The organism is Mycobacterium arosiense ATCC BAA-1401 = DSM 45069 (assembly GCF_002086125.1).
Lineage (GTDB): Bacteria > Actinomycetota > Actinomycetes > Mycobacteriales > Mycobacteriaceae > Mycobacterium > Mycobacterium arosiense.
This window is the reverse complement of sequence record NZ_MVHG01000017.1, coordinates 37,365-58,237: the sequence shown is the minus strand read 5'-3', so window position 1 is coordinate 58,237 and position 20,873 is coordinate 37,365. Positions and strand designations below refer to the sequence as shown.

Genomic DNA, 20,873 nt, shown 5'->3' with positions numbered 1-20,873 from the left:
CCTGCCACGAGTCGTTCTGTAGATCCTTGCGGCGGGGCCGCGACAACGTCCACTGCACCCTCAGCGTGAGCGCCCACCCTAGCCCGTTTCGGGCAAGCCTGCTGCGGGGGCGGGTGGCGTCGGTCGCGGCGGCGGCCGATGTGCCTCCGGGCGCGGGCCGGACTACCCGGCTACCACTAGATTTTGACCGTCAGCGGCCAGACGTTCCAGATCTCGTCGCAGTACTCGGTGATGGCGCGATCCGACGAGAACTTGCCGCTGCGCGCGGTGTTGAGGATCGACATCCCGGCCCACGACTCCCGGTCCTGCCATGCGGCGCCGACCCGCTCCTGGCAGTCCACATACGACGCGTAGTCGGCGCACACCAGGAAAGGGTCGTCATAACGCAGGTTGTCCACGACGGGCTTGAACACCTCGGTGTCGCCGCGCGAAAAGGTTCCTGCGGCAATCAGATCCAGCACCGCACGCAGCTCGTCGTTGCCGTCGATGTAATCACCCGGGCGGTACCCGTCGGCCTTGACCGCCCTGACTCGCTGCTCGGTGAGTCCGAACAGGAAGAAGTTCTCCGGCCCGACCTCGTCGCGCATCTCGACGTTCGCGCCGTCCAGGGTGCCGATGGTCAGCGCGCCGTTGATCATGAACTTCATGTTCCCGGTGCCCGAGGCTTCCTTGCCCGCGGTGGAGATCTGTTCGGACAGATCGGCGGCCGGGTAGATCATGTGCGCGTTTTGCACGTTGAAGTTCGGCACGAAGACCACCTTGAGGAACTGGTTCACGTCCGGGTCGGCGTTCACGGTTTCCCCGACCGCGTTGATGAGCTTGATGATCCGCTTCGCCAGGAAGTATCCGGGTGCGGCCTTGCCGCCGAAGATGAAGGCCCGCGGCGGAATCGACAGCCCGGGATTGCACTTGAGCCTGTGATACAGCGCGACGACGTGCAATACGTTGAGGTGCTGGCGCTTGTATTCGTGGATGCGTTTGACCTGGACGTCGAATAGCCAATCGGGGTTCAGTTCCACACCGGCCACCGATTCGATGTATCTGGCCAGGCGTGACTTGTTGGTGCGCTTGATGTCGCGCCATTCCCGCCGGAAGGCCGCGTCCTCGACGAACGGCTCGAGCCCGCGCAGGCGACCCAGATCGGTCAACCAGCCGTCGCCGACCGTGCGGTCCAGCAGTTCGCGCAGCCCGGGGTTGGCCAGCGCCAGGAAGCGGCGCGGTGTCACCCCGTTCGTCTTGTTGCTGAACCGCTCCGGCCACATCTGGTAAAAGTCTTTGAGCACACTGCTTTTCAGCAGCTCCGAATGCAGCGCGGCGACGCCGTTGATGGCATGGCTGCCGACGGCGGCCAAATGCGCCATCCGGACGCTCTTGCCGCCGTTCTCGCCGATCAACGACATCCGGGCGACCCGGTCCTCGTCGCCGGGGAAGCGGGCGCGCACCTCGTCGAGGAACCGGTGGTTGATCTCGTAGATGATCTCGAGGTGGCGCGGCAGTGACTCGGCGAACATCTCCAGCGGCCAGGTTTCCAGCGCCTCGGGCAGCAGGGTGTGATTGGTGTATCCGAACGTCGCGACGGTGATGTCCCACGCCGCCTCCCAGTCCAGCTCGCGCTCGTCGACCAGCAGCCGCATCAGCTCGGCGACCCCGATGGAGGGGTGGGTGTCGTTGAGCTGCAACGCAAACCGCTGAGGAAGCTCCTTGACGGAGACGTCGGCCAGATCGTCCATGATGTGCAGCACGTGCTGCAGCGAGCAGGAAACGAAGAAGTACTGCTGCAGCAGGCGCAGCCGCTTGCCGGCCTCGGGCTCGTCATTGGGGTAGAGCACCTTGGTGACGGTCTCGGACGTCACCTCGTCCTCGACGGCCTTGTAGTAGTCGCCGGTGTTGAAGGCCTCCAACGCAAATGACTTGACGGCGCGCGCGCTCCACAACGTCAACACGTTGCAGGTGTTGACGCCATAACCCTGGATGGGCGTGTCGTAGGCGGTGCCTTTCAGCAACCGTCCCGGCACCCAGCGGACGCGGTCGTGGCCGACGTCGTCGGTGTAGTGCTCTGCGTAGCCGCCCCACTTCACCAGGAAGCTGACGTCGGGTTTGGCGATCTCCCAGGGGTTTCCGTTGTCCAGCCAGTTGTCGGTCTGCTCGACCTGCCAGCCGTCGCGGATTTCCTGGTCGAAGATGCCGAACTCGTAGCGGATGCCATAGCCGATCGCCGGGCGCTGCAGGGTGGCCAGCGAGTCCAGGTAGCACGCGGCGAGCCTGCCGAGGCCGCCGTTGCCCAGCCCGGGTTCCTCCTCGCAGGCCAGCACCGTGTCGAGATTCTGGCCCATCGCCGCCAGCGCCTCGCGAGCCGCCCGCTCCAGCTTCAGATTCAGCAGGTTGTTGCCCAATTGCGGGCCCATCAAAAACTCGGCTGACAGGTAACAGGTCACCTTGCGGCCGAGATCCAGCGAGGTCTGCGTCGAGGCCACCCGACGGTCCTGCATGCGATCACGGACGGCCAGGGCGAGCGCGCGGTAGTAGTGCTCGGGGCGCCGGGCGGCCGCCGGACGCCCGATCGAATAGCGCAGATGGTCGTTGATGGCCCGCTGTAGTGCGGCCGCGCTCATCCCGGTGCGTGAGTGTTCGATCAGGTCGGCCCGGGTGGGGTTGCCGGGGGAGAGTCCGTCGGAGGGCGTCTGATCGACATCGGTCATGGTGGGTCCTACTCGCTAGGGGGGTGGCGGGCAGCACCGCCCCGGGCCACTGCAATGCCCGGTGGCGACGGACCATCAGTCTTGCAGCGATGTTTGCACATCAGACCCGCAATAGAGGTCCGAAACGTGAACGGGAAGGCACGGGCCGGCGACGAAACGGCCCGCGGTCAATGCGCGCCGGTCAGATTCAGCGTGACCACTCCGGCGATAATCAGCCCGACACCGGCGACCTTCGTCAGCGAAATCGACGAGCCCAAGAACAGCACCGCGATCAGCACGATCAGGGCCGTTCCGATGGCCGACCACAGCGCATAGGCGACGTCGGTCTGCATGCCGCGCGAGATCGACGCCGCCAGCAGCGCAAAGGACACGGCATAACCGAACAGGCACACGACGGTCGGCCACAGCCGGCTGAAACCTTCGGTGCTTTTGAGCAGGCTGGTCGCTACCACTTCGGCGAATATGGCGCCGAGCAGAAACAGATAGGTCAAAACGCCTCCTTGCATAGCCCTGGACACGTACGTATTTACCCGAAGGATGACGCCGCATGACCCTCTCGGGCGGCGACCGTAGCCTGTCTCTCGTGAGAAATGGTCTCGACGCTCGCCTGGCCCGATACGCCCCGGCCGTGCTGAGCCTGTTTCGCCTCGTTTACGGTCTGCTCTTCGCCGCGTACGGCTGCAGAAGCCTGTTCAATTGGCCCGTCCGCTCGCCGGTTGTCGTCGAGTTCGGATCCTGGCCCGGCTGGTACGCCGGACTGATCGAGATCATCGCGGGTCTGCTCGTCGCCGCCGGCCTGTTCACCCGCGCCGCCGCGTTCGTCGCCTCGGGTGAGATGGCGGTCGCCTACTTCTCGGTGCACCAACCTCGGGCGCTGTGGCCGGTCGCCGATCCGCCGGCCGGCAACGGGGGCGCGTTGGCGATCCTGTTCTGCTTTGCGTTTTTCCTGCTGGTCTTCGCCGGCGGCGGCAGCTACTCCCTGGACGCGCGCCGCCGAACGCTTCCCCTCCGCCGGCGATAATGGCATTCTCTGATACGGAGAAGCCATTTCCGCACGGCCGGTAGGCCGAGGAGGACGACGATGAGCGCGCAGCGGTGCGACGGGATGGTGGCCCTCGTCACCGGCAGCAGCCGGGGCCTGGGCAGGGCGATAGCCACACGGCTGGCCGAACGCGGCGCCACGGTGGCACTGACCGCCCGCACGATGGACCCCGATCGCAAGTACCAGGGGTCGCTGAGCCAGACCCGCGACGAAATCGTCGCCGGGGGCGGGAAAGCCATTGCGGTCCAAGCGGATCTGTCCCAATCCGAAGACCGTGAGCGGCTTTTCGCCGCGGTGGTCAGCTCTGTCGGCGCACCCGATATCCTGGTCAATAACGCGGCCGTAACGTTCCTGCGGCCCCTCGACGGATTTCCCGAGCGGCGAGCGCGGCTGATGATGGAGATGCATGTGCTCGGGCCCTTGCACCTGTGTCAGCTGGCGATACCCGCGATGCGCGAGCGCGGACGCGGCTGGATTTTGAACCTGACCTCGGTGGGCGGTGACCTGCCGCCCGGGCCGCCGTTCTCCGAGTTCGACCGGTCCGCGGGCTTCGGCATCTACGGCACGGCCAAGGCCGCCCTCAACCGATTGACGAAAAGCTTTGCGGCCGAACTCTACGATGACGGAATCGCGGTCAACGCCGCTGCCCCGTCCAATCCCGTGGCCACGCCCGGCGCCGGCGCCCTCGATCTGGCCAAGACCGACACCGAGGACATCGCGCTGATCACCGAGACGGCGTTCCGGCTGTGCACCGGCGATCCGAAGACGCTGACCGGGCGCATCGCGCACACCCAGCCTTTCCTCGCCGAGGTCGGCTGGACCGCGCCGGCGGGCTGAATGGCCGAGCTCGATCCGACCGAGCTGCGCCGCCGGCTCGCCGGTGCCGGCATCGCCGACGTCGCTCCGCTCGCCGGGGGAGCCTCCAGCCTCACCTTCGCGGGCATCAGGAATGGCCGGCGGGTGGTGATCAAGGTGGCCCCGCCGGGTGTCGAACCCGTAGCGCATCGCGACGTGCTCCGTCAGGCCCGCATCATCAAAGCGCTCAACACAACCAATGTCCCGGTGCCGACGGTGCTGTTCGAGGATGCGGGGGATCCGCCCGGCACGCCGCCGCTGTATGTGATGACGCATGTCGAAGGCGATTGTGCCGAACCGTTATTCGACGGCTGCCCGCCCGTCGGGGGCCTGTCCGATCGGTATCGCAATGCGTGCCGCGCGATGGCCGCGCTGCACAGGCTCGCGGCCGCGGACCTCGGACTGGGCGATGAACCCGTGGTCGACCCGGTCGCCGAAGTCCACCGGTGGTCCGACACGTTGCGCAGCGTCGACCCGGCGCTGGCCCCCGAGTGGCCGAACGTGCGTGACGCGCTGCTCGATTGCGCACCGCGTGCGATGGCGCCGCGCGTGGTGCACGGTGACTTCCGGCTGGGCAACCTGCTCGCGGCCGGACCGCGGATCAACGCGGTCATCGACTGGGAGATCTGGTCGATAGGCGATCCGCGCATCGATGCCGGCTGGTTCCTGATCAACTGCGACCCGGACACCTACCGACGGGCCGACCCGCCCGACGGTGTGGTGCCGCCGATCGATGAACTCGCCGAGCTCTATGCATCCGAGTTAGGTTGCGAAATAACGGATCTGGGGTGGTTCACCGCGCTGGCGTGCTTCAAGTCGACGGCGACCTGGTCGCTGATCGTCAAGCACAATCGCCGCCGGGCGGCGCCGCGGGCCGAACTGGAGGGCATGGCAGCGGTTTTGCCGAGCCTGCTGGCGCGCGGTCGGTCGCTGCTGGATTGACGGGACAGCCGGTCAGCCGCAGTGGGCTGAGATGTTTTCGCAAACCATTCCGACACCGCCGCCGCTGGTCGACAGAGCGTTTTCGTCATCGTCGATCGGATTCGTCAAGGTGGTCGGGAACTGTATCGGCCATTCATCGATCGTCGGAATGTCTGGCTGCTGGCCCGCGTCCGGATTTGCCAGCGCTGTTCCCGTGCCGCCGGTCAGAGCCGCAATGACCATCGAACCCGCGACCAATAGGCGAGCGCGCCTGCGAGATATCATCGCCACCTCTCCGTAATCCGCCGGATATTGGAGATTGTCGAAACGCTAATGACGATTCTACATCGCATTAGAGTCACGAACGAACAACAAGTTCGGATTGCCGGCCAGCAAATTTCACGCGCCGCACCCGGCCCTGCGTACGGTTTCGCGCGTGAGGCCGGTAGTCATTGTCGTCCGTTATGCCGCGGCTATCGCCGTTTGCCTCGCCATGTCCGTGATCGCGGCGCCTTCGGCTGATTCTGAGCCCGAGCCGGGCTTCGCTCCTCCCGATGCGGCGCCGGCGGCCGAAGCGGCGGTGCCCTCGAATCCGCCCGCGATCCTCAACACCCCGGACGGCTGGACCCTGGGACTGGGCGCGAAGGACGAGATGCAGGTTCCGGTGGCGCCGCTGACCACCGCCATCTCGTCGCGCGAATACATGTCCAGCGGCATTTTCGTCGGCTCGCTCAGGGGGCCCGAAGAGCCCCACGGCGTGCTGGAAGTGGGCTATCAGATCGGCTGCGGGATCGACATGAGTACGTCCAACGGGGTGATCATGGAGGGCGGCGCCGGCATCATTCCCGGTGTCAGCCCCACGTTCGATGCCACCGGCACGCTGCCGCCGCTGCTGCCGTTCGTTTCGGCACCCATCAACGGCGTGATGAGCGTGGGACTCAAGCCCGGCCTGGTGATCGTCGTGCCGGTGATCAAGAAGCAGTTCAAGGGTGCAAATCCTTGGGTGATGATCAGCAACTTCCACGTCAAGATCGACGGGTGTGTGGGCCAGTCGTTCATCCGCTCCTATGCGGTGCTCACCCGGGTGACCGACCTCTCCGACGTGGTCCTGTCCTACGTCGGCGTCACCAAGGCCGTCTGATCGGGCCCGCGACCTCGTCGCGCGGGATGCCCGCCAGCTTGTCGGCGAACTTGGCTTCGGCGGCCGCCCGCAATCGCAGCAAATGTTCGGAGGGAAACAGATCCGGCGCGGGTTGACGGTCTTTGAGCAACAGCCGCGCCAGCGTGACCTTGTGCACTTCGGTGGGACCGTCGGCCAGCCCGAGCACGAATGACTCGACGAGATATTGCACGAACGGCATTTCGTGGGTCGTGCCCAACGAGCCGTGCAATTGAAGCGCCCGCGATGACACGTCATGCAGCACCTTCTGCATCATCGCCTTCACCGCCGAGATGTCGGCCCGAACGGCCTTATAGTCATTGAATCGGTCGATTTTCCAAGCGGTTTGGAGCGTCAGCAGCCGGAACGCCTCGATCTCCATCCACGAGTCGGCGACCATCTCCTGTACCAGCTGCTTGTTGGCCAGCAGCTCACCCTGGGTGTAGCGCGACGCCGCCCGTTCACAGATCATGTCGAAGATCCGGCGGACCAGGCCCACGGTGCGCATCGCGTGGTGAATCCGCCCGCCGCCCAGGCGGGTCTGCGCGACGACGAAGGCTCCGCCGCGCGGCCCCAGCATGTGATCGGCGGGCACGCGGACGTTTTCGTAACGCACATACCCCTCACGCCCACCGCCAATCGGCTGGTAACCCAGCCCGACGTCGCGCAGCACGTTGATGCCGGGGGTGTCGCCGGGAACGACGAACATCGAGTAACGCTCGTAGGGCGGCGCCTCGGGATCGGTCATCGCCATCACGATGAGGAACGACGCCATCGAGGCGAACGACGAAAACCATTTCTCCCCGTTGATGACCCAGTGATCGCCGTCTTGCGCGGCGGTGGTGCGGAACACCTTCGGGTCGGCCCCGCCCTGCGGCTCGGTCATCGAGAAGCAGGAGATGATGCGGTTGTCCAGTAGCGGCTCCAGGTAGCGCTCCTTGAGCTCGGGCGTGCCGTAATGCGCCAGGATTTCGCTGTTGCCCGAATCGGGGGCCTGCGAGCCGAACACGATCGGCGCGCATTCCGAGCGTCCCAGAATCTCGTTCAGCAGCGCCAGTTTCACCTGCCCATAGCCCGGACCGCCCAAACGCGGGCCCAGGTGGGTGGCCCATAGGCCGCGCTTCTTCACGACGTCCTGCAGCGGCGGGATCAGCGCCTGACGCACCGGGTCATTGAGGTCGTGGGATTCGGTGACAATGAGGTCGATCGGTTCGCACTCCTCGCGCACAAAGCTTTCGACCCACTGCAGTTGTTCGGCCCAGTCCGGGTCGGTGGAGAAGTCCCACGACATGTGTCGTCCTTTCTGGGTTGGTCACTTTGAATTGCTCTGGGCCACCACTCCGGCGTCCCCAATGCGCCCATCATGACGATGCGCACGCCGCGCAGGGGACCGGTCATGAAGACCACTTCTTGCGGCGTTCGGCCGCCTCGTCGGTCGCGTGGGAGATCACCTGGTTGCGGTTTTCCAGTTCCATCGCCGATGCCAGGTTGGCGGCGTCGGTGTTGACCTGCAGGGCGCGCTTGGTCAGTTGCGCACCCAGCGGGGCGTGGCTTGCGATCAGCGACGCCAGCTCGACCGCGCGGTTGGCCAGCCGATCCGCCTCGACAAGCTCACTGACCAGCCCGCGACGGTCGGCCTCGGTGGCTGACACGGTGCGACCGGTGAGCATCCAGTCGGCGGCCACGCTGGTGCCGACGATGCGCGGCAGGTGGTAGCTCATGCCCATCTCGGCGCCCGACAGCCCGAGCAGGATGGCGGCATTGCCGAAAGACGCAGCGGTCGAACAGATTCGGATGTCGGCGGCCAGGCACAGCGCGAGCCCGGCGCCCACGCACGGACCGTTGACCGCGGCGATGACGGGCTGTGGCAACGCGCGCACCGCCTCGGCGAGGGCGGCCATCCTCTCCTGGAAGCGCATCCGGTCCAGCGCGGGTGCGGTCGCTTCGAGCATCGAGGGGCCGAAGTCGCGCATGTCGATGCCTGCACAGAACCCGCGTCCCGCACCGGTCAACACCATGGCGCGTACCGCCGGGTCGGCGGCCAGATCGCCGAGCGCGTCGCCCAATTCGGTCTGCATCGCCTCGTTGAGGGCGTTTAGCCGCTGCGGGCGATTGAGCCGCACAATGGCGACCCCGTCGCAGGGCCGTTCGAGCGCCAAGGTGTCCGGCATGCTCACACCCGCTCGATGATCGTCGCCGTGCCCATCCCGCCGCCGGTGCACATCGTCATTCCGCCGTCGGGGCGGCCGCGCCCGCGCGGCGTGCGGACCGCGTCGAGAATCCAGGCGTCGATGATGGACTCCGATCGTTGGCGAAACCGGCACAGGTCACGACAGATCGTAATCTGTCTCTCGGCAGTGGAGAACTACCTTCTCCAAACCAGCGAAGCTGTTCTCGTCTCGGTAGTGATTCGGCGGGCGGCGGTCAGCTCGACGAGTTCGGCCATCGCGTGACGGGCCTGCATATCCGGACGCTCAGCGGGTAGCCCGGCGCCATGACCAAGATCGGCTACTTTCTCACCTGCGAGCAATTCGGCCCCAAGGAGCTCGTCGACCAGGCCAAGCGGGCCGAGGACGCGGGATTCGACGCGCTGTGGATCTCCGACCACTATCACCCCTGGAATGACGAGCAGGGTCAGAGCCCATTCGTGTGGGGAGTGATCGGTGCGCTGTCGGAGGCGACGTCGTTACCGGTCAGCACCGCCGTCACCTGCCCGACCATGCGGATCCACCCGGCGATCATCGCGCAGGCGGCGGCCACCGCGGCCGTGCAGCTCGACGGGCGCTTTGTGCTCGGGGTGGGCAGCGGCGAGGCCCTCAACGAACACATCCTGGGTGATCCCTGGCCGTCGGCCGGTGTGCGGCTCGAGATGCTCGAGGAGGCGATCGACGTCATTCGCAAGCTGCACCAGGGTGGCGAGGTGAGCCACCACGGCAAGCATTACGAGGTGCAGGAGGCGCAGGTGTACACCAGGCCCGAGCGGCCGGTGCCGATCTACGTCTCGGCGTTCGGCCCGCAGGCCGTCGAGCTGGCCGCCCGCATCGGCGACGGCTACAGCATCGCCATGCCCGACGACGACCTGGTCAAGCGGTTCCGCGCGGCCGGGGGAGGCAAGAAGCAGGTGCAGGGCGGAACGAAAGTCTGCTGGGACGCCGACGCCGGCGCCGCGCTGAAAACCGCGCACCGGTTGTGGGCCAACGAGGGGCTGCCCGGCCAGACGTCGCAAATCCTGCCCCGGCCCAAGGATTTCGCCGCCCTGCAGTCATTGGTGCCGCTGGAGACGGTCGGCGAGAGCGTGGCCTGTGGCCCGGACCCCGACAAGCACATCGCGCAGGTGCGCCAGTACATCGACGCCGACATCGACGAGATCTACGTGCAGCAGATCGGTCCCGACATGGACGGGTTCTTCGCGGCGTGGCAGCGCGACGTGCTGCCCCAGGTGCGCGGGTAGGGCTCCTTACCTCAGTCAGTCGGTCAACGCGCGGCCCAAGATCTGCGGATCCGGCTCGCCCACCACCTCGTGGTCCTTGTCGTCGTAGTCGGTGTTGGCGAGCACATAGCGCATCGCATTGATCCGGGCGCGCTTCTTGTCGTTGCTTCCGCACCACGATCCACGGAGCGATGGCGGTGTCGGTCGCGTCGAACATCGCTTCCTTAGCGGCAGTGTAGTCGTCCCACCGGTTCACCGATTCGATGTCCATCGGGGAAAACTTCCACTGCCGCACCGGGTCCACCAACCGGATGGCGAACCGGGTGCGCTGCTCGGCCGGCGACACGGAAAACCAGAACTTGGTCAGGATGATGCCACTGTCGACGAGCATCCGTTCGAACGACGGTGCCTGCTTTATGAATTCGGCGTACTGCTCCGGGGTGCAGAATCCCATCACCTTCTCGACGCCGGCCCGGTTGTACCACGAACGGTCGAACAGCACCATCTCACCGCCGGACGGCAGGTGGCTGACGTAGCGCTGGAAATACCACTGCGTCTTCTCCTGCTCGGTCGGCTTTTCCAGCGCCACCACCCGCGCGTTGCGCGGGTTCAGGTGCTCCATGAACCGCTGGATGGTTCCGCCTTTCCCGGCGGCGTCGCGGCCCTCGAACAGGATCACCTGCCTGCCGCCGACGCGCTTGTTGTGCCGCTGCAATTTCAACAGCTCGATCTGCAGCCGCCGCTTCAGCCGCTCGTACTCGTCGCGCGGCATCCGATGGTCGTAGGGGTATCGCTCACGCCAGGTTTCGATGTGTTCGCCCTCCCGGTCGAGCAGGACCGGGTCGTCGTCGTCCCGGTCATCGACGGTGTAGCCGTGTTCCGGGGTCGACAGCGTGTCCAGATCGATTTCGGTCGTAGGCCGACGCTATCGCGGCGATAGCGGTCTGTTCACCCGTCGAAAGCCGGGCCGTCGAACCGATCGCGCGTGATGAACTCCGCGACGGGCCGCCGGCGCAGCTTGGTCAACTGCCGCACCGGTTTTCCCAGCGGCACGACGGCGGCCACCGCATGCCGGTCGGGGATGCCCAGCAGTCGACGGACTTGGTCCTCGTCCGCGATGGCTATCGTCGTGATGGTGCCGCCGTAGCCTTCGGCCCGCGCGGCGAGTAGGACGTTCCAGATCAGCGGATAGACCGACGCGCCCCCGGCGATACCGACGCGGTCCAAGTCCTGATCGATGGCCGCGACGACGGTCAGGTCCACCGAAACGACAAGGACGGCAGGGGCTTTGGCGATCGGTGCCACGAACGTGTCGGGAATGTCGGTTGCGTCGATGACGTCCCGCGGTACGCCACTGGGATACACTGAGTTCCAAGGGTTTTCGCCTGCCTGCAGCTGGGCGAAGTAGCGGCGGGCGGCGGGCTTGCCGAGCTCGGCCAACTGCCGCCGGATCGCTTCGTCGCGCACCACGGTGATGTGGGCGCCTTGCCGGTTGCCGCCGCTGGGGGCGAACCGAGCGTTGTCGAAGATGCGGGCCAGCACGTCGTCGGGCAGCGGATCGTCGGTGAAGTCCCGTGCCGCGAAAGTGGTTCGCATCACGTCGTATAGCCGCATGGCGGGCTCGTCAACTCGCGGACGCGCGTCGCTCGAGGCGGAAGGTGCGTTCGAACCCCGCCGGTTGCGTCGTCAGCGTCACCTCCACCGCCCCGCTGGGGGCGATGACGTAACGCTCCTCGACGTCGGGTCCGTCCTTCCAGCGGCCGACCGGCTGACGCCGGAGGTCGTCCCGGTCGTACAGGGCCGGGTCGAACGGAAACAGCACCGGGTCATACGGCGTGACGTCGCCGTCGGGCCGCCCGTTGACCAGGCGGCTGCACTCCACGAACCGAAAGTGCCCGATGTTGTGCACCGCTCGGTATTTGCGCTTCACCACCAGCGGGGAGCGCCCGTCGGCCGGAAGCGAGACGTCCTTGCACACGATGGGGTCGAAGACGACCCCGGCGCCGGCCTCGGCCTCCCGGAACACCCCGAAATTCCTCGAAAAGCGTTCGGAGAGCGCAAAACCGGACTCCTTGTCGAGGAAGACGGCAAGCCCGATGGCCGTGGCGGCGAAGGGATGCGGCGAACGCTTCACCCGCTTCTCGCCGAAGGTGCTGCGCAGCATGCGAGACACCAGCGGGAAACCGCCGGCCCCGCCCACGACGTAGATGCCCGCCACCTCCGACCAATCCACGTCCGTGCGTCCGCGCGCCGGGTCCTGCAGGACGCGGCGCAGCAGCGCCACCGTCTGGTCCACCAGCGGTGCGCACCCGGCATAGACGTCGTCGATGGGGCAGGAGAAGGGCGGCCGATCGAGCGGGGACAGGTCCACCAGGAAACGGCGCGTCTGCGGCCCGACGGCCTCCTTACGGGCAGCGCACTCCTCGGCCAGCAGGTCGCGCTGGGCCGCGTCGAGGCCGGGCAGGTCAGCGCCGGCCAGCACGAGTTCGACGATCGCGTCATCGAAATCGTCACCGCCGAGGCGTTGGATGCCCTCGCTGACCACCACCTCGTTGGCGTGGCCGGTCATCTTCAGCAGTGACGCGTCGAACGTGCCGCCGCCGAGGTCGTAGATGAGGACGTATTCGCGTTTGGTCGTGATGGTCGAGCGGTAGCGGTGGGCGTATTCCAGGCTGGCGGCCGACGGTTCGTTGAGCAGCGCGACGACGCGGAAACCGGCGGCCACGTAGGCATCCAGGGTGAGCAGCCGCTGGGCGCTCGAGGCGTTGGCCGGCACGCTGACGGCGGCCTCGATGGCTTCGCCCGGGGCCGGGGTGGCGTTGGAGTTGCGCTGCAGATCGGTTTTCAGCTGGGCCAAGAAGCCGGTGAGCAGGTCGGCCAGGCGATAGTCGCGGCCGGCCAGGCTGATTTCGGCCTGCGGTCCGGCGTCGTTGAGCAGGCGTTTGAACGAGCGCAGCACCGACCATGCCGGGTCGTGGCGGACGGCGGCGGCGTCCGGGCCGAAGCGCAGCTGGCCGGCGGCATTGGCGGCGATGAGCGACGGCCACGCGTCCTCGCCCTCGAAGGAGACCACCGGATAATTGCCGCGATCGACGGCCGCAACGACGGTGTGGGTGGTGCCGAAGTCGATGCCGACTCTCATCGCGCAAGTTTAGGACCGCGGCGCGGGCTTGGGCACAACCTTTTTGCCCGGCGTGCCGCCCGCGTTCGGTCAGTCCTGGAAATGGCGCTCGTAGTCGTTGCGCTCGAGCCACCACTGCAGGTTGTAGGTTCCCATCCCGAGCAGCACCATCAACCCGGCGCAGGCGAGGCTGATGACGGTGGCGTTCACAGCCGGTCCATTTCGCGTGCCATGCGGGCCTCCTCGATGTAGCCGTAATACTTCGGGGGGTGGGGGCGGCGCGGCGTGTTCGCGTCCGCGGCCATCCGCCGCAGCACGGCGCCGATGCGGCTAACGAGGGGGGCACGGCGCGTCCCCTGGGCAACGGCGGCGCCGAACAGCACCTGCTGGGTGGTGATCAGGACCTCGGCGCGGGCCGCCGCGGCCGTGGGCGTCGCCGAGGACGGTTGGGCAGTGGGCTGGCTATCGGGTGCGGTCCGGAGTCCCGTTGGCGTGACCGGCATTTCGTTCACCTTCTTCGCGCTGCGGCCGCGTTGACCAGGTAGTTCGGCCGCTGATGCGGTTAACGTACGGTCGGTGTGCACCAGTACGCACGCGTAGTCGACTACCTATCTGTGCGCGGCTGGCTCCCGGACGGCGGCAGCTCGTCCCATCGCCGCTGTATCTCCCGCTCGGCGGCGGTGGGGATCAGACCCGAGGGCGCGAAGAACTTCGAGGGCACCGGGTCGTCCTCGGTCAGCGGTCGGCCGGGCCCGCGGATGGCCCCGAGCGCGACCACGGCCCCGGCGATCACGACGATGACGACGGCCACCGCGAACAGGATGGACAGCGTGCCCTGGACGAAGGTGTTGCGGATGACGTCGTCGAGCTGGTGTGCGTTCTTGGCCGAACCTAACACCGTCTTGCCCGCGTGCTTGGCCGCCAGGTACTTCGAGTGCTGCGCCCAGTAGCCGACGGCCGGATCGGGCGAGAAGATCTTCTGCCATGACGCCGTCAGTGTGACCGCGAGGTCCCACAGCAACGGGACGCCGGGGACCCACACCCACTTCAGCAGGCCCTTCTTGAAGACGATGACCGTGATGACGGTCAGCGCGATCGCGGCGAGCAGTTGGTTGGCGATGCCGAAGAGGGGAAACAGCGTGTTGATGCCGCCCAGCGGATCGGTCACCCCCATCAGCAGGATGCTGCCCCAGGCCGCGGCCACCGCCAGGCTGCACAGCCACACACCCGGGCGCCAGCTCGGGTTGCGCAGCTTGGTCAGCGGGCCGCCGAGGTTGCCGAGGGTGTCGGAGAGCATGAACCGGGCGACGCGGGTGCCGGCGTCGACGGCGGTGAGGATGAACAGGGCCTCGAACATGATCGCGAAGTGGTACCAGAACGCCTTGAGGCTCGCACCGCCGAACACCCGGTAGAGCACCTCGGACATGCCGACGGCCAGCGTCGGCGCCCCGCCGGTGCGCGACACGATCGACTTCTCGCCCACCCCGGCGGCGGTCGCGGTGAGCTGGTCCGCGGTCGCCGGGGCGCCGCGCAACCCGAGGCCGTTGACGTAGTGCGCTGCGGTGGCCGCGGTGCCACCGGTCTGCGCGGCCGGCGCATTGAGCGCGAAGTACACGTGCTGGTCCAGGATCGCCGCGCTGATCAGCGCCATGACCGCGACGAACGATTCGGTCAGCATGCCGCCGTAGCCGATCAGCCGCATCTGGCTTTCCTTCTCCAGCAGTTTGGGCGTCGTCCCCGACGAGATCAGCGCGTGAAATCCGGACAGCGCCCCGCAGGCGATGGTGATGAACAGGAACGGGAACAGCGCGCCGGGGAACACCGGTCCGTCGCCGCGCGACGCGAAATGCGACACCGCGGGCGCCTGCATGAGCGGGCGCGCGATGCAGATGCCGACCGCGAGCAGCGCGATGGCGCCGACCTTCATGAACGTCGACAGGTAGTCACGCGACGCCAGCAGCAACCACACCGGCAGCACCGACGCGACGAACCCGTAGCCGATGATCAGCCAGGACACCGTGACCGCCGACAGGTTCAACCATGATGCCCCCCAAGGGGTTTCGCCGACCCAGGCGCCGGCGCCCACGGCCAGCAGGAGCAGCGCCACACCGATGAGCGAAACCTCGGTCACCTGGCCGGGGCGCAGGAATCGCAGGTAGCAGCCCATGAACACGGCGATGGGAATCGTCATGGCGATGGAGAACACGCCCCAGGGGCTTTGGGCCAGCCCCCGGACCACGACCAGCGCGAGCACCGCGATGATGATCACCATGATGACGAACGCCCCGAGCAGCGCGGCCACCCCGCCGGTGGCGCCGAGTTCGTCGCGGGCCATCTGTCCCAGCGAACGCCCGCGCCGCCGGGTGGAGATCCACAACACCAGGTAGTCCTGCACCGCGCCGGCGAACACCGCCCCGATGACGATCCAGATGCTGCACGGCAGGTAACCCATCTGGGTGGCCAGCACCGGACCGACGAGCGGTCCGGCCCCGGCGATGGCGGCGAAGTGATGGCCGAACAGCACCCGGCGATCGGTCGGCACGTAATCGGTGCCGTCGTCGAGAACTTCGGCCGGCGTGGCGTGGTCGTCGCGCGGGCGGACGATCTTCATCTCGATCAGCCGGGCGTAGAAGCGGAACCCGATGAGGTAGGTGCAGATTGCCGCGACGACGAACCACACCGCATTGACGGTCTCGCCGCGGGTGAACGCGATGATCGCCCAGGCGATGGCGCCGAGCACCGCGACGATCGCGAAGACGATCTTGTGCCGCGCGGTGATGGGGGAGCGGTCGACGATGGCGACGGGTGGCAGGTCTGCGCCGGTGTGGATGTAGCTGATGTCGTTGTCCTGGCCTGTGATCGCCACGGACCGAGACCCTACGCCCGCAACACGAACTGCGCCTGTCGGAACGCGCGTCGTTCAGTACAGCGCGCGCACCGCGTCGATGGTGTCGGCCTCGGCGGGACTCTTGTCGTCGCGATAGCGCACCACGCGGGCGAACCGCAGCGCCAGGCCGCCGGGGTAGCGCGACGAATCCTGCACGCCGTCCAGCGCGATCTCGACGACCTGTTCGGGTCGCACGTGGACGACGTAGCCGTCCGTGCCGTCGATGGCCAATGCGCTGAACCGGGCGGTCTGCCACTCCAACATGGCGTCGGTCATGCCCTTGAAAGTCTTTCCCACCATCGTGAATTCGCCGCTGCCCGGATCGCGGGCGCCCAGGTGGATGTTGGAGAGTTTGCCCCGGCGGCGCCCCGATCCCCATTCCACCGCCAGCACTACCAGATCCAGCGTGTGCACCGGCTTGACCTTCAGCCAGCCCGCGCCGCGGCGCCCCGCCTGGTACGGCGCGTCGGGCGCCTTGGCCATCACCCCCTCATGCCCGGCCGCCAGCGTCGCGTCCAGGAAGGCGCCCGCCGCCGCCGGGTCGGCGGTGACCAGCCGGTCGACCCGCTGCGCCGGCGGCACCAACGCGTCCAGGGCGGCCAGCCGGTCGGCGGTCGGGGCGTCGAGCAGGTCGACGCCGTCGTGATGCAGGATGTCGAAGAAGAACACCGAAAGTCGCTGCGCGGCAACGGCTGCGGCAATGTCGACGGAGCGGCCGAAGCGTGAGGCGGTGACCTGGAAGCGCTGCGGCGAGTTGTCGGGCCGCAGCGCGATCGCCTCGCCGTCGGCGATCAGGCGATCGACCGGCAGCGCCAGCGTCGCCTCCACCACCTCGGGCAGCCGGGCGGTGACGTCGTCCAGGCTCCTGGTGTAGACCCTGACCTCGTCACCGGCGCGGTGGATCTGTACCCGCGCCCCATCCAGCTTGGCCTCGAAAATGGCCGGGCCGCCGTGGCGTTCGATCGCGTCGGCCACGCTCGTCGCGGTCTGCGCCAGCATCGGCCCAACCGGCCGGCCGACCCGCAGGGTGAACGCGTCCAGCGCCGAGGGGGCACCGGACAGCGCTGCCGCCGCCACCGCCGGCAGGTTCCCGCCCAGCATCGCGGCGCGCTGCACGGCGGCGGCCGGCATCCCCGCGGCCTTGGCCACGGCGTCGGCCATGATCCCGACCAGCGCGCCCTGGCGCAGTTCGCCACCGAGCAGCCGCGTCAGGAAGGCCTGTTCGGTGCCGGTGGCGGCGGCGAACAGCGCGTTCAGCAGCGCGGCGCGCCGGGCCTGCGCGCCCTTGCCCGACACGGCGCCGATGTCGGAGAAGGCGGCGTCGACCCCGCCGACGGTCAGCGAGGCGTGCTGGGCCGCGGGCGGGCGCGAGCGCAGCGCCGCGGGCCCCACGCCGATCTGGCGCTGCCGCAACTCACCGGACAGCCACGACACGATGACGGCGACCAACGCGGCGTCCGGCGCGGCGCGGCGTAGCAGGTCGGCGATGTGGGCGACTTTGGCCAATTGCGACGACGTGCCCGAGACGTCGGATGACGTCGCGGCCACGTCGAGAAGGAGCACGGTTGCCAGCTTGGCATGGCTCGGTGACAGGCCTGGAGTGCGGACACGCTAGCGTGCCTACGTAACGTTACAGATTGCACAGGATCTGACAACCCAAGAAGGAGACGTCCGGATGGAGATCAACGGGAAGAAGGTCGTCGTCATCGGCGGCGCATCGGGAATGGGACGTGCCAGCGCCGAGCTGCTGCACGACCGCGGCGCGGAGGTCGCCATCCTCGATCGCGAGAGCTCCGACGGTAAGACGGTCGCCGAGGGCGTCGGCGGTGCCTTCTATCCCGTCGACGTCACCGACTTCACCGGCACCGAGGAGACGCTGCAGGCCGCGGTCGACAAGCTCGGCGGCCTGCATGTCGTGATCACCACCGCGGGCGGCGGCATCGCCAAGCGGACGCTGACCAAGTCCGGTCCGCACGACCTCGAATCCTTCCAGTCCGTGATCGACCTCAACCTCATCGCCACGTTCAACATCAGCCGGCTGGCCGCCGCACACATGGCCAGGAACGAGCCCGAGGACCCCGACACCGGGGAGCGCGGCGTCATCATCAACACCGCTTCCATCGCGGCCTTCGAGGGCCAGATCGGCCAGGTCGCCTACACCGCAGCCAAAGCGGGTATTGCCGGCATGTGCCTGACCATGGCGCGCGACCTCGGCTCGGTGGGCATCCGGGTGCTGGCCATCGCCCCCAGCCTGTTCGCGACCGGTCTGACGCAAGGCATTCCGGACGAGTTCGCCACGCAGCTGACCAAGGACGCGGCGTTCCCCAAGCGCCTCGGCCGTCCCGAGGAGTACGCGAAGCTGGCCGCCGCCATCGTGGACAATCCGATGCTCAACGGACAGTGCCTGCGGCTGGACGCCGGGCAGCGGTTCGCACCCAAGTAGCCCCCCGTCGGCGCCCTCCCCGCATTAAGTACACTCTTTAGGCAGCCGCCCCGCTTCCCCTCGAAGCGGGGCAGGCCACCCAGCTTTCGGGGCGATCACACCCGGCTGGCATGCGGCGCGAGGAGGGCCCTCATGGGTATCGCAATAACCGACGACCATCGCGAACTGGCCGCGGTGGCCCGCGGGTTCTTGACCTCGCAGAAGGCGCGGTGGGCGGCCCGATCGCTGCTCGACGCCTCGGACGAGCCCCGGCCCGGGTTCTGGCCGAACCTGGTCGAGCTGGGTTGGCTCGGCCTGCACGTGGAGGAAGAGTACGGCGGCTCCGGCTTCGGGCTGCCCGAACTCGTGGTGGTGATCGAAGAACTCGGCCGCGCGGTGGCGCCGGGGCCTTTCGTGCCCACCGTGATCGCGTCCGCGGTGATCGCCAAAGACGGTACCGCCGAACAGAAGTCGCGGCTGCTGCCCGGCCTGATCGATGGAACGGTCACCGCGGGCATCGGGCTGGACAGCCAGGTGCGGGTCAACGACGGCTCGAATGGTCGGACAGCCGACGGTGAGGCCGGGGTCGTGTTGGGCGCCGGGCTGGCCGAGCTGTTGCTGATCTGCGCGGGCGACGACGTGCTGGTGCTCGAGCGCGGCCGCGACGGTGTCGCGGTCGAGGTGTCGGAGAACTTCGATCCGACGCGGCGGTCCGGACGCGTCCGCCTGCAGAACGTGCGCGTTTCCGACGACGACATCTTGACCGGGGCAAGGCAATCGGCGTTGGCGCGGGCCCGCACCCTGCTGGCCGCCGAGGCCGTGGGCGGGGCATCGGACTGCGTCGACGCCGCCGTCGACTACGCGATGGTGCGCCAGCAATTCGGGCGCACCATCGCCACTTTCCAAGCGGTCAAGCATCACTGCGCCAACATGTTGGTCGGTGCGGAGTCCGGGATCGCCGCCGTCTGGGACGCCGCCCGTGCGGCGTCCGAGGACGAGGAGCAGTTCCGCCTTATCTCCGCGGTGGCCGCGACGCTGGCCTTCCCCGCCTATGTCCGCAACGCCGAACTCAACATCCAGGTGCACGGCGGCATCGGCTTCACCTGGGAACACGACGCGCACCTGCATCTGCGCCGGGCGGTGGTGAGTGCGGCGCTGTTCGGCGGGGACGCACCCGCCGCCGACGTGTTCGAGCGCACCGCCGCCGGCGCCGTCCGGGAGAACAGCCTCGACCTGCCGCCGGAAGCCGAAGAACTGCGCGCCGGCATCTGCGCCGACGCCGGCGAGATCGCCGGGCTGAGCAAGGAGGCCCAGCGCGACAAGCTGATCGAGACCGGTTACGTGATGCCGCACTGGCCTAAGCCGTGGGGACGCGCGGCCGACGCGGTGGAGCAGCTGGTGATCGAGGAGGAGTTCCGCAAGGCCGGCATCAAGCGGCCCGACTACGGGATCACCGGTTGGGTGATCCTGACCCTGATCCAGCACGGAACACCTTGGCAGATCGAAAGGTTCGTCGAGAAGGCGCTGCGCAAGGACGAGATCTGGTGCCAGCTTTTCTCCGAGCCCGACGCCGGCTCGGACGCCGCGTCCATCAAGACGCGCGCCACCCGGGTGGACGGCGGCTGGAAGATCAACGGCCAGAAGGTGTGGACCAGCGGGGCGCACTATTGCGCGCGCGGCCTGGCCACGGTGCGCACCGACCCCGACGCCCCGAAGCACGCGGGCATCACCACGGTGATCGTGGACATGAAGGCGCCCGAGGTCGAGGTGCGGCCGCTGCGGCAGATCACCGGCGGCTCGGACTTCAACGAGGTCTTCTTCAACGACCTGTTCGTCCCCGACGAAGACGTCGTCGGCACGCCCAACTCCGGGTGGACCGTCGCGCGGGCGACGCTGGGCAACGAGCGGGTCAGCATCGGCGGCAGCGGATCGTTCTACGAGGGGTTGGCCGACCAATTGGTGCGGCTCACCGAGCAACAACGGCCGGACCGGTTGGCGGGCGGGCGGATTCGGGTCGGCTCTTACCTCGCCGAGGAAACCGCGCTGCGGCTGCTGAACCTGCGGCGCGCGGCGCGCAGCGTCGAAGGCGCGGGCCCCGGGCCGGAAGGCAACGTCACGAAGCTGAAGCTGGCCGAGCACATGGTGGAAGGCGCCGCGATCATGGCGGCGCTGCTGGGTTCCGAGGTCGCGCTGACCGACGGTGCCGGCGCCCTGGCCGGCCGGCTGATGATGGGCGCCCGCGGCATGGCGATCGCCGGCGGCACATCGGAAGTGACGCGCAATCAGATCGCCGAGCGGATCCTCGGCATGCCGCGCGACCCGCTGATCAACTAGGGG

General features: G+C 67.8%; 17 protein-coding genes and 1 pseudogene. 7 read left to right on the top strand and 11 right to left on the bottom strand.

All coding sequences use genetic code 11. The features are described 5' to 3' along the window. Nucleotides 1-176: 176 nt before the first annotated feature. On the bottom strand, nucleotides 177-2,612 hold the full coding sequence (locus tag BST14_RS10190) for a glycogen/starch/alpha-glucan phosphorylase (protein WP_083064419.1): 2,436 nt from the start codon (nucleotides 2,610-2,612) through the stop codon (nucleotides 177-179). Nucleotides 2,613-2,866: 254 nt separating this feature from the next. Further along, nucleotides 2,867-3,190 carry a DMT family transporter gene (locus BST14_RS10185; protein WP_083064418.1) on the bottom strand — a complete coding sequence of 108 codons (324 nt, stop codon included), beginning with the start codon at nucleotides 3,188-3,190 and terminating at the stop codon, nucleotides 2,867-2,869. A 56-nt stretch (nucleotides 3,191-3,246) separates the two neighbouring features. Between BST14_RS10185 and BST14_RS10180 the strand changes: the two genes are divergently transcribed. The 3 genes from BST14_RS10180 to BST14_RS10170 are packed head-to-tail and all read left to right on the top strand — an operon-like array spanning nucleotide 3,247 to nucleotide 5,538. Beyond that, nucleotides 3,247-3,720 carry a DoxX family protein gene (locus BST14_RS10180; RefSeq protein ID WP_083064384.1) on the top strand — a complete coding sequence of 158 codons (474 nt, stop codon included), beginning with the start codon at nucleotides 3,247-3,249 and terminating at the stop codon, nucleotides 3,718-3,720. A gap of 60 nt (nucleotides 3,721-3,780) precedes the next feature. Continuing rightward, nucleotides 3,781-4,578 (top strand): SDR family NAD(P)-dependent oxidoreductase, encoded by a 798-nt coding sequence (locus tag BST14_RS10175; RefSeq protein WP_083064383.1) that lies wholly within the window; start codon nucleotides 3,781-3,783, stop codon nucleotides 4,576-4,578. Further along, complete coding sequence (locus BST14_RS10170) at nucleotides 4,579-5,538, top strand: phosphotransferase family protein (RefSeq protein ID WP_083064382.1); 960 nt, start codon at nucleotides 4,579-4,581, stop codon at nucleotides 5,536-5,538. It begins immediately after the preceding gene. 12 nt (nucleotides 5,539-5,550) lie between these two features. Here the strand turns inward: BST14_RS10170 and BST14_RS10165 are convergent, their stop codons facing one another. Beyond that, nucleotides 5,551-5,775, bottom strand: coding sequence for a hypothetical protein (locus BST14_RS10165; protein WP_245845358.1), 225 nt, complete (start codon nucleotides 5,773-5,775; stop codon nucleotides 5,551-5,553). A gap of 235 nt (nucleotides 5,776-6,010) precedes the next feature. Between BST14_RS10165 and BST14_RS10160 the strand changes: the two genes are divergently transcribed. Then, on the top strand, nucleotides 6,011-6,658 hold the full coding sequence (locus tag BST14_RS10160; RefSeq protein WP_083064380.1) for an MspA family porin: 648 nt from the start codon (nucleotides 6,011-6,013) through the stop codon (nucleotides 6,656-6,658). On the opposite strand, the gene BST14_RS10155 is transcribed toward BST14_RS10160, so the two are convergent. Together BST14_RS10155 and BST14_RS10150 are read right to left on the bottom strand one after the other, a co-directional pair. Beyond that, a complete protein-coding gene (locus BST14_RS10155; RefSeq protein ID WP_083064379.1) occupies nucleotides 6,642-7,967 on the bottom strand; it encodes an acyl-CoA dehydrogenase family protein in 1,326 nt (441 codons plus the stop codon). The genes BST14_RS10160 and BST14_RS10155 overlap by 17 nt on opposite strands. Before the next feature lie 103 nt (nucleotides 7,968-8,070). Beyond that, nucleotides 8,071-8,853 carry an enoyl-CoA hydratase/isomerase family protein gene (locus BST14_RS10150; protein ID WP_211280690.1) on the bottom strand — a complete coding sequence of 261 codons (783 nt, stop codon included), beginning with the start codon at nucleotides 8,851-8,853 and terminating at the stop codon, nucleotides 8,071-8,073. 317 nt (nucleotides 8,854-9,170) lie between these two features. Between BST14_RS10150 and BST14_RS10140 the strand changes: the two genes are divergently transcribed. After that, nucleotides 9,171-10,127, top strand: a complete 957-nt coding sequence (locus tag BST14_RS10140) for a TIGR03557 family F420-dependent LLM class oxidoreductase (protein ID WP_083064376.1) — start codon at nucleotides 9,171-9,173, stop codon at nucleotides 10,125-10,127. A gap of 15 nt (nucleotides 10,128-10,142) precedes the next feature. On the opposite strand, the pseudogene ppk2 reads toward BST14_RS10140, so the two are convergent. The 6 genes and pseudogenes from ppk2 to BST14_RS10110 all read right to left on the bottom strand — a co-directional run bounded on the left by ppk2 (nucleotide 10,143) and on the right by BST14_RS10110 (nucleotide 17,677). Beyond that, nucleotides 10,143-10,917: pseudogene (gene ppk2 / locus BST14_RS10135) on the bottom strand (polyphosphate kinase 2). Nucleotides 10,918-11,054: 137 nt separating this feature from the next. Further along, nucleotides 11,055-11,720 carry a nitroreductase family protein gene (locus BST14_RS10130; RefSeq protein WP_083064375.1) on the bottom strand — a complete coding sequence of 222 codons (666 nt, stop codon included), beginning with the start codon at nucleotides 11,718-11,720 and terminating at the stop codon, nucleotides 11,055-11,057. Between the two features lie 10 nt (nucleotides 11,721-11,730). Continuing rightward, nucleotides 11,731-13,248, bottom strand: coding sequence for an Hsp70 family protein (locus BST14_RS10125; RefSeq protein WP_083064374.1), 1,518 nt, complete (start codon nucleotides 13,246-13,248; stop codon nucleotides 11,731-11,733). A 185-nt stretch (nucleotides 13,249-13,433) separates the two neighbouring features. Continuing rightward, nucleotides 13,434-13,730 carry a hypothetical protein gene (locus BST14_RS10120; RefSeq protein ID WP_083064373.1) on the bottom strand — a complete coding sequence of 99 codons (297 nt, stop codon included), beginning with the start codon at nucleotides 13,728-13,730 and terminating at the stop codon, nucleotides 13,434-13,436. A 101-nt stretch (nucleotides 13,731-13,831) separates the two neighbouring features. Beyond that, the gene (locus BST14_RS10115) at nucleotides 13,832-16,093 is read right to left on the bottom strand and encodes a carbon starvation CstA family protein (protein ID WP_083064372.1); all 2,262 of its coding nucleotides are present in this window, start codon (nucleotides 16,091-16,093) and stop codon (nucleotides 13,832-13,834) included. Nucleotides 16,094-16,147: 54 nt separating this feature from the next. Continuing rightward, a complete protein-coding gene (locus BST14_RS10110) occupies nucleotides 16,148-17,677 on the bottom strand; it encodes an ATP-dependent DNA ligase (RefSeq protein ID WP_083064371.1) in 1,530 nt (509 codons plus the stop codon). A gap of 112 nt (nucleotides 17,678-17,789) precedes the next feature. Here BST14_RS10110 and BST14_RS10105 point away from each other — a divergent pair, with 112 nt between their 5' ends. Together BST14_RS10105 and BST14_RS10100 are read left to right on the top strand one after the other, a co-directional pair. Further along, nucleotides 17,790-18,557 (top strand): SDR family NAD(P)-dependent oxidoreductase, encoded by a 768-nt coding sequence (locus tag BST14_RS10105; protein ID WP_083064370.1) that lies wholly within the window; start codon nucleotides 17,790-17,792, stop codon nucleotides 18,555-18,557. A 132-nt stretch (nucleotides 18,558-18,689) separates the two neighbouring features. After that, nucleotides 18,690-20,870, top strand: coding sequence for an acyl-CoA dehydrogenase family protein (locus BST14_RS10100; protein ID WP_083064369.1), 2,181 nt, complete (start codon nucleotides 18,690-18,692; stop codon nucleotides 20,868-20,870). The last annotated feature ends 3 nt before the right edge of the window (nucleotides 20,871-20,873 follow it).

Coding starts and splice junctions, on each gene's coding strand:
- BST14_RS10190 (WP_083064419.1), bottom strand. CDS start 2,612: ATGAGCGCGGCCGCACTACAGCGGGCCATCAACGACCATCTGCGCTAT.
- BST14_RS10180 (WP_083064384.1), top strand. CDS start 3,247: ATGACCCTCTCGGGCGGCGACCGTAGCCTGTCTCTCGTGAGAAATGGT.
- BST14_RS10175 (WP_083064383.1), top strand. CDS start 3,781: ATGAGCGCGCAGCGGTGCGACGGGATGGTGGCCCTCGTCACCGGCAGC.
- BST14_RS10170 (WP_083064382.1), top strand. CDS start 4,579: ATGGCCGAGCTCGATCCGACCGAGCTGCGCCGCCGGCTCGCCGGTGCC.
- BST14_RS10160 (WP_083064380.1), top strand. CDS start 6,011: ATGTCCGTGATCGCGGCGCCTTCGGCTGATTCTGAGCCCGAGCCGGGC.
- BST14_RS10155 (WP_083064379.1), bottom strand. CDS start 7,967: ATGTCGTGGGACTTCTCCACCGACCCGGACTGGGCCGAACAACTGCAG.
- BST14_RS10140 (WP_083064376.1), top strand. CDS start 9,171: ATGACCAAGATCGGCTACTTTCTCACCTGCGAGCAATTCGGCCCCAAG.
- BST14_RS10130 (WP_083064375.1), bottom strand. CDS start 11,720: ATGCGGCTATACGACGTGATGCGAACCACTTTCGCGGCACGGGACTTC.
- BST14_RS10125 (WP_083064374.1), bottom strand. CDS start 13,248: ATGAGAGTCGGCATCGACTTCGGCACCACCCACACCGTCGTTGCGGCC.
- BST14_RS10120 (WP_083064373.1), bottom strand. CDS start 13,730: ATGCCGGTCACGCCAACGGGACTCCGGACCGCACCCGATAGCCAGCCC.
- BST14_RS10105 (WP_083064370.1), top strand. CDS start 17,790: ATGGAGATCAACGGGAAGAAGGTCGTCGTCATCGGCGGCGCATCGGGA.
- BST14_RS10100 (WP_083064369.1), top strand. CDS start 18,690: ATGGGTATCGCAATAACCGACGACCATCGCGAACTGGCCGCGGTGGCC.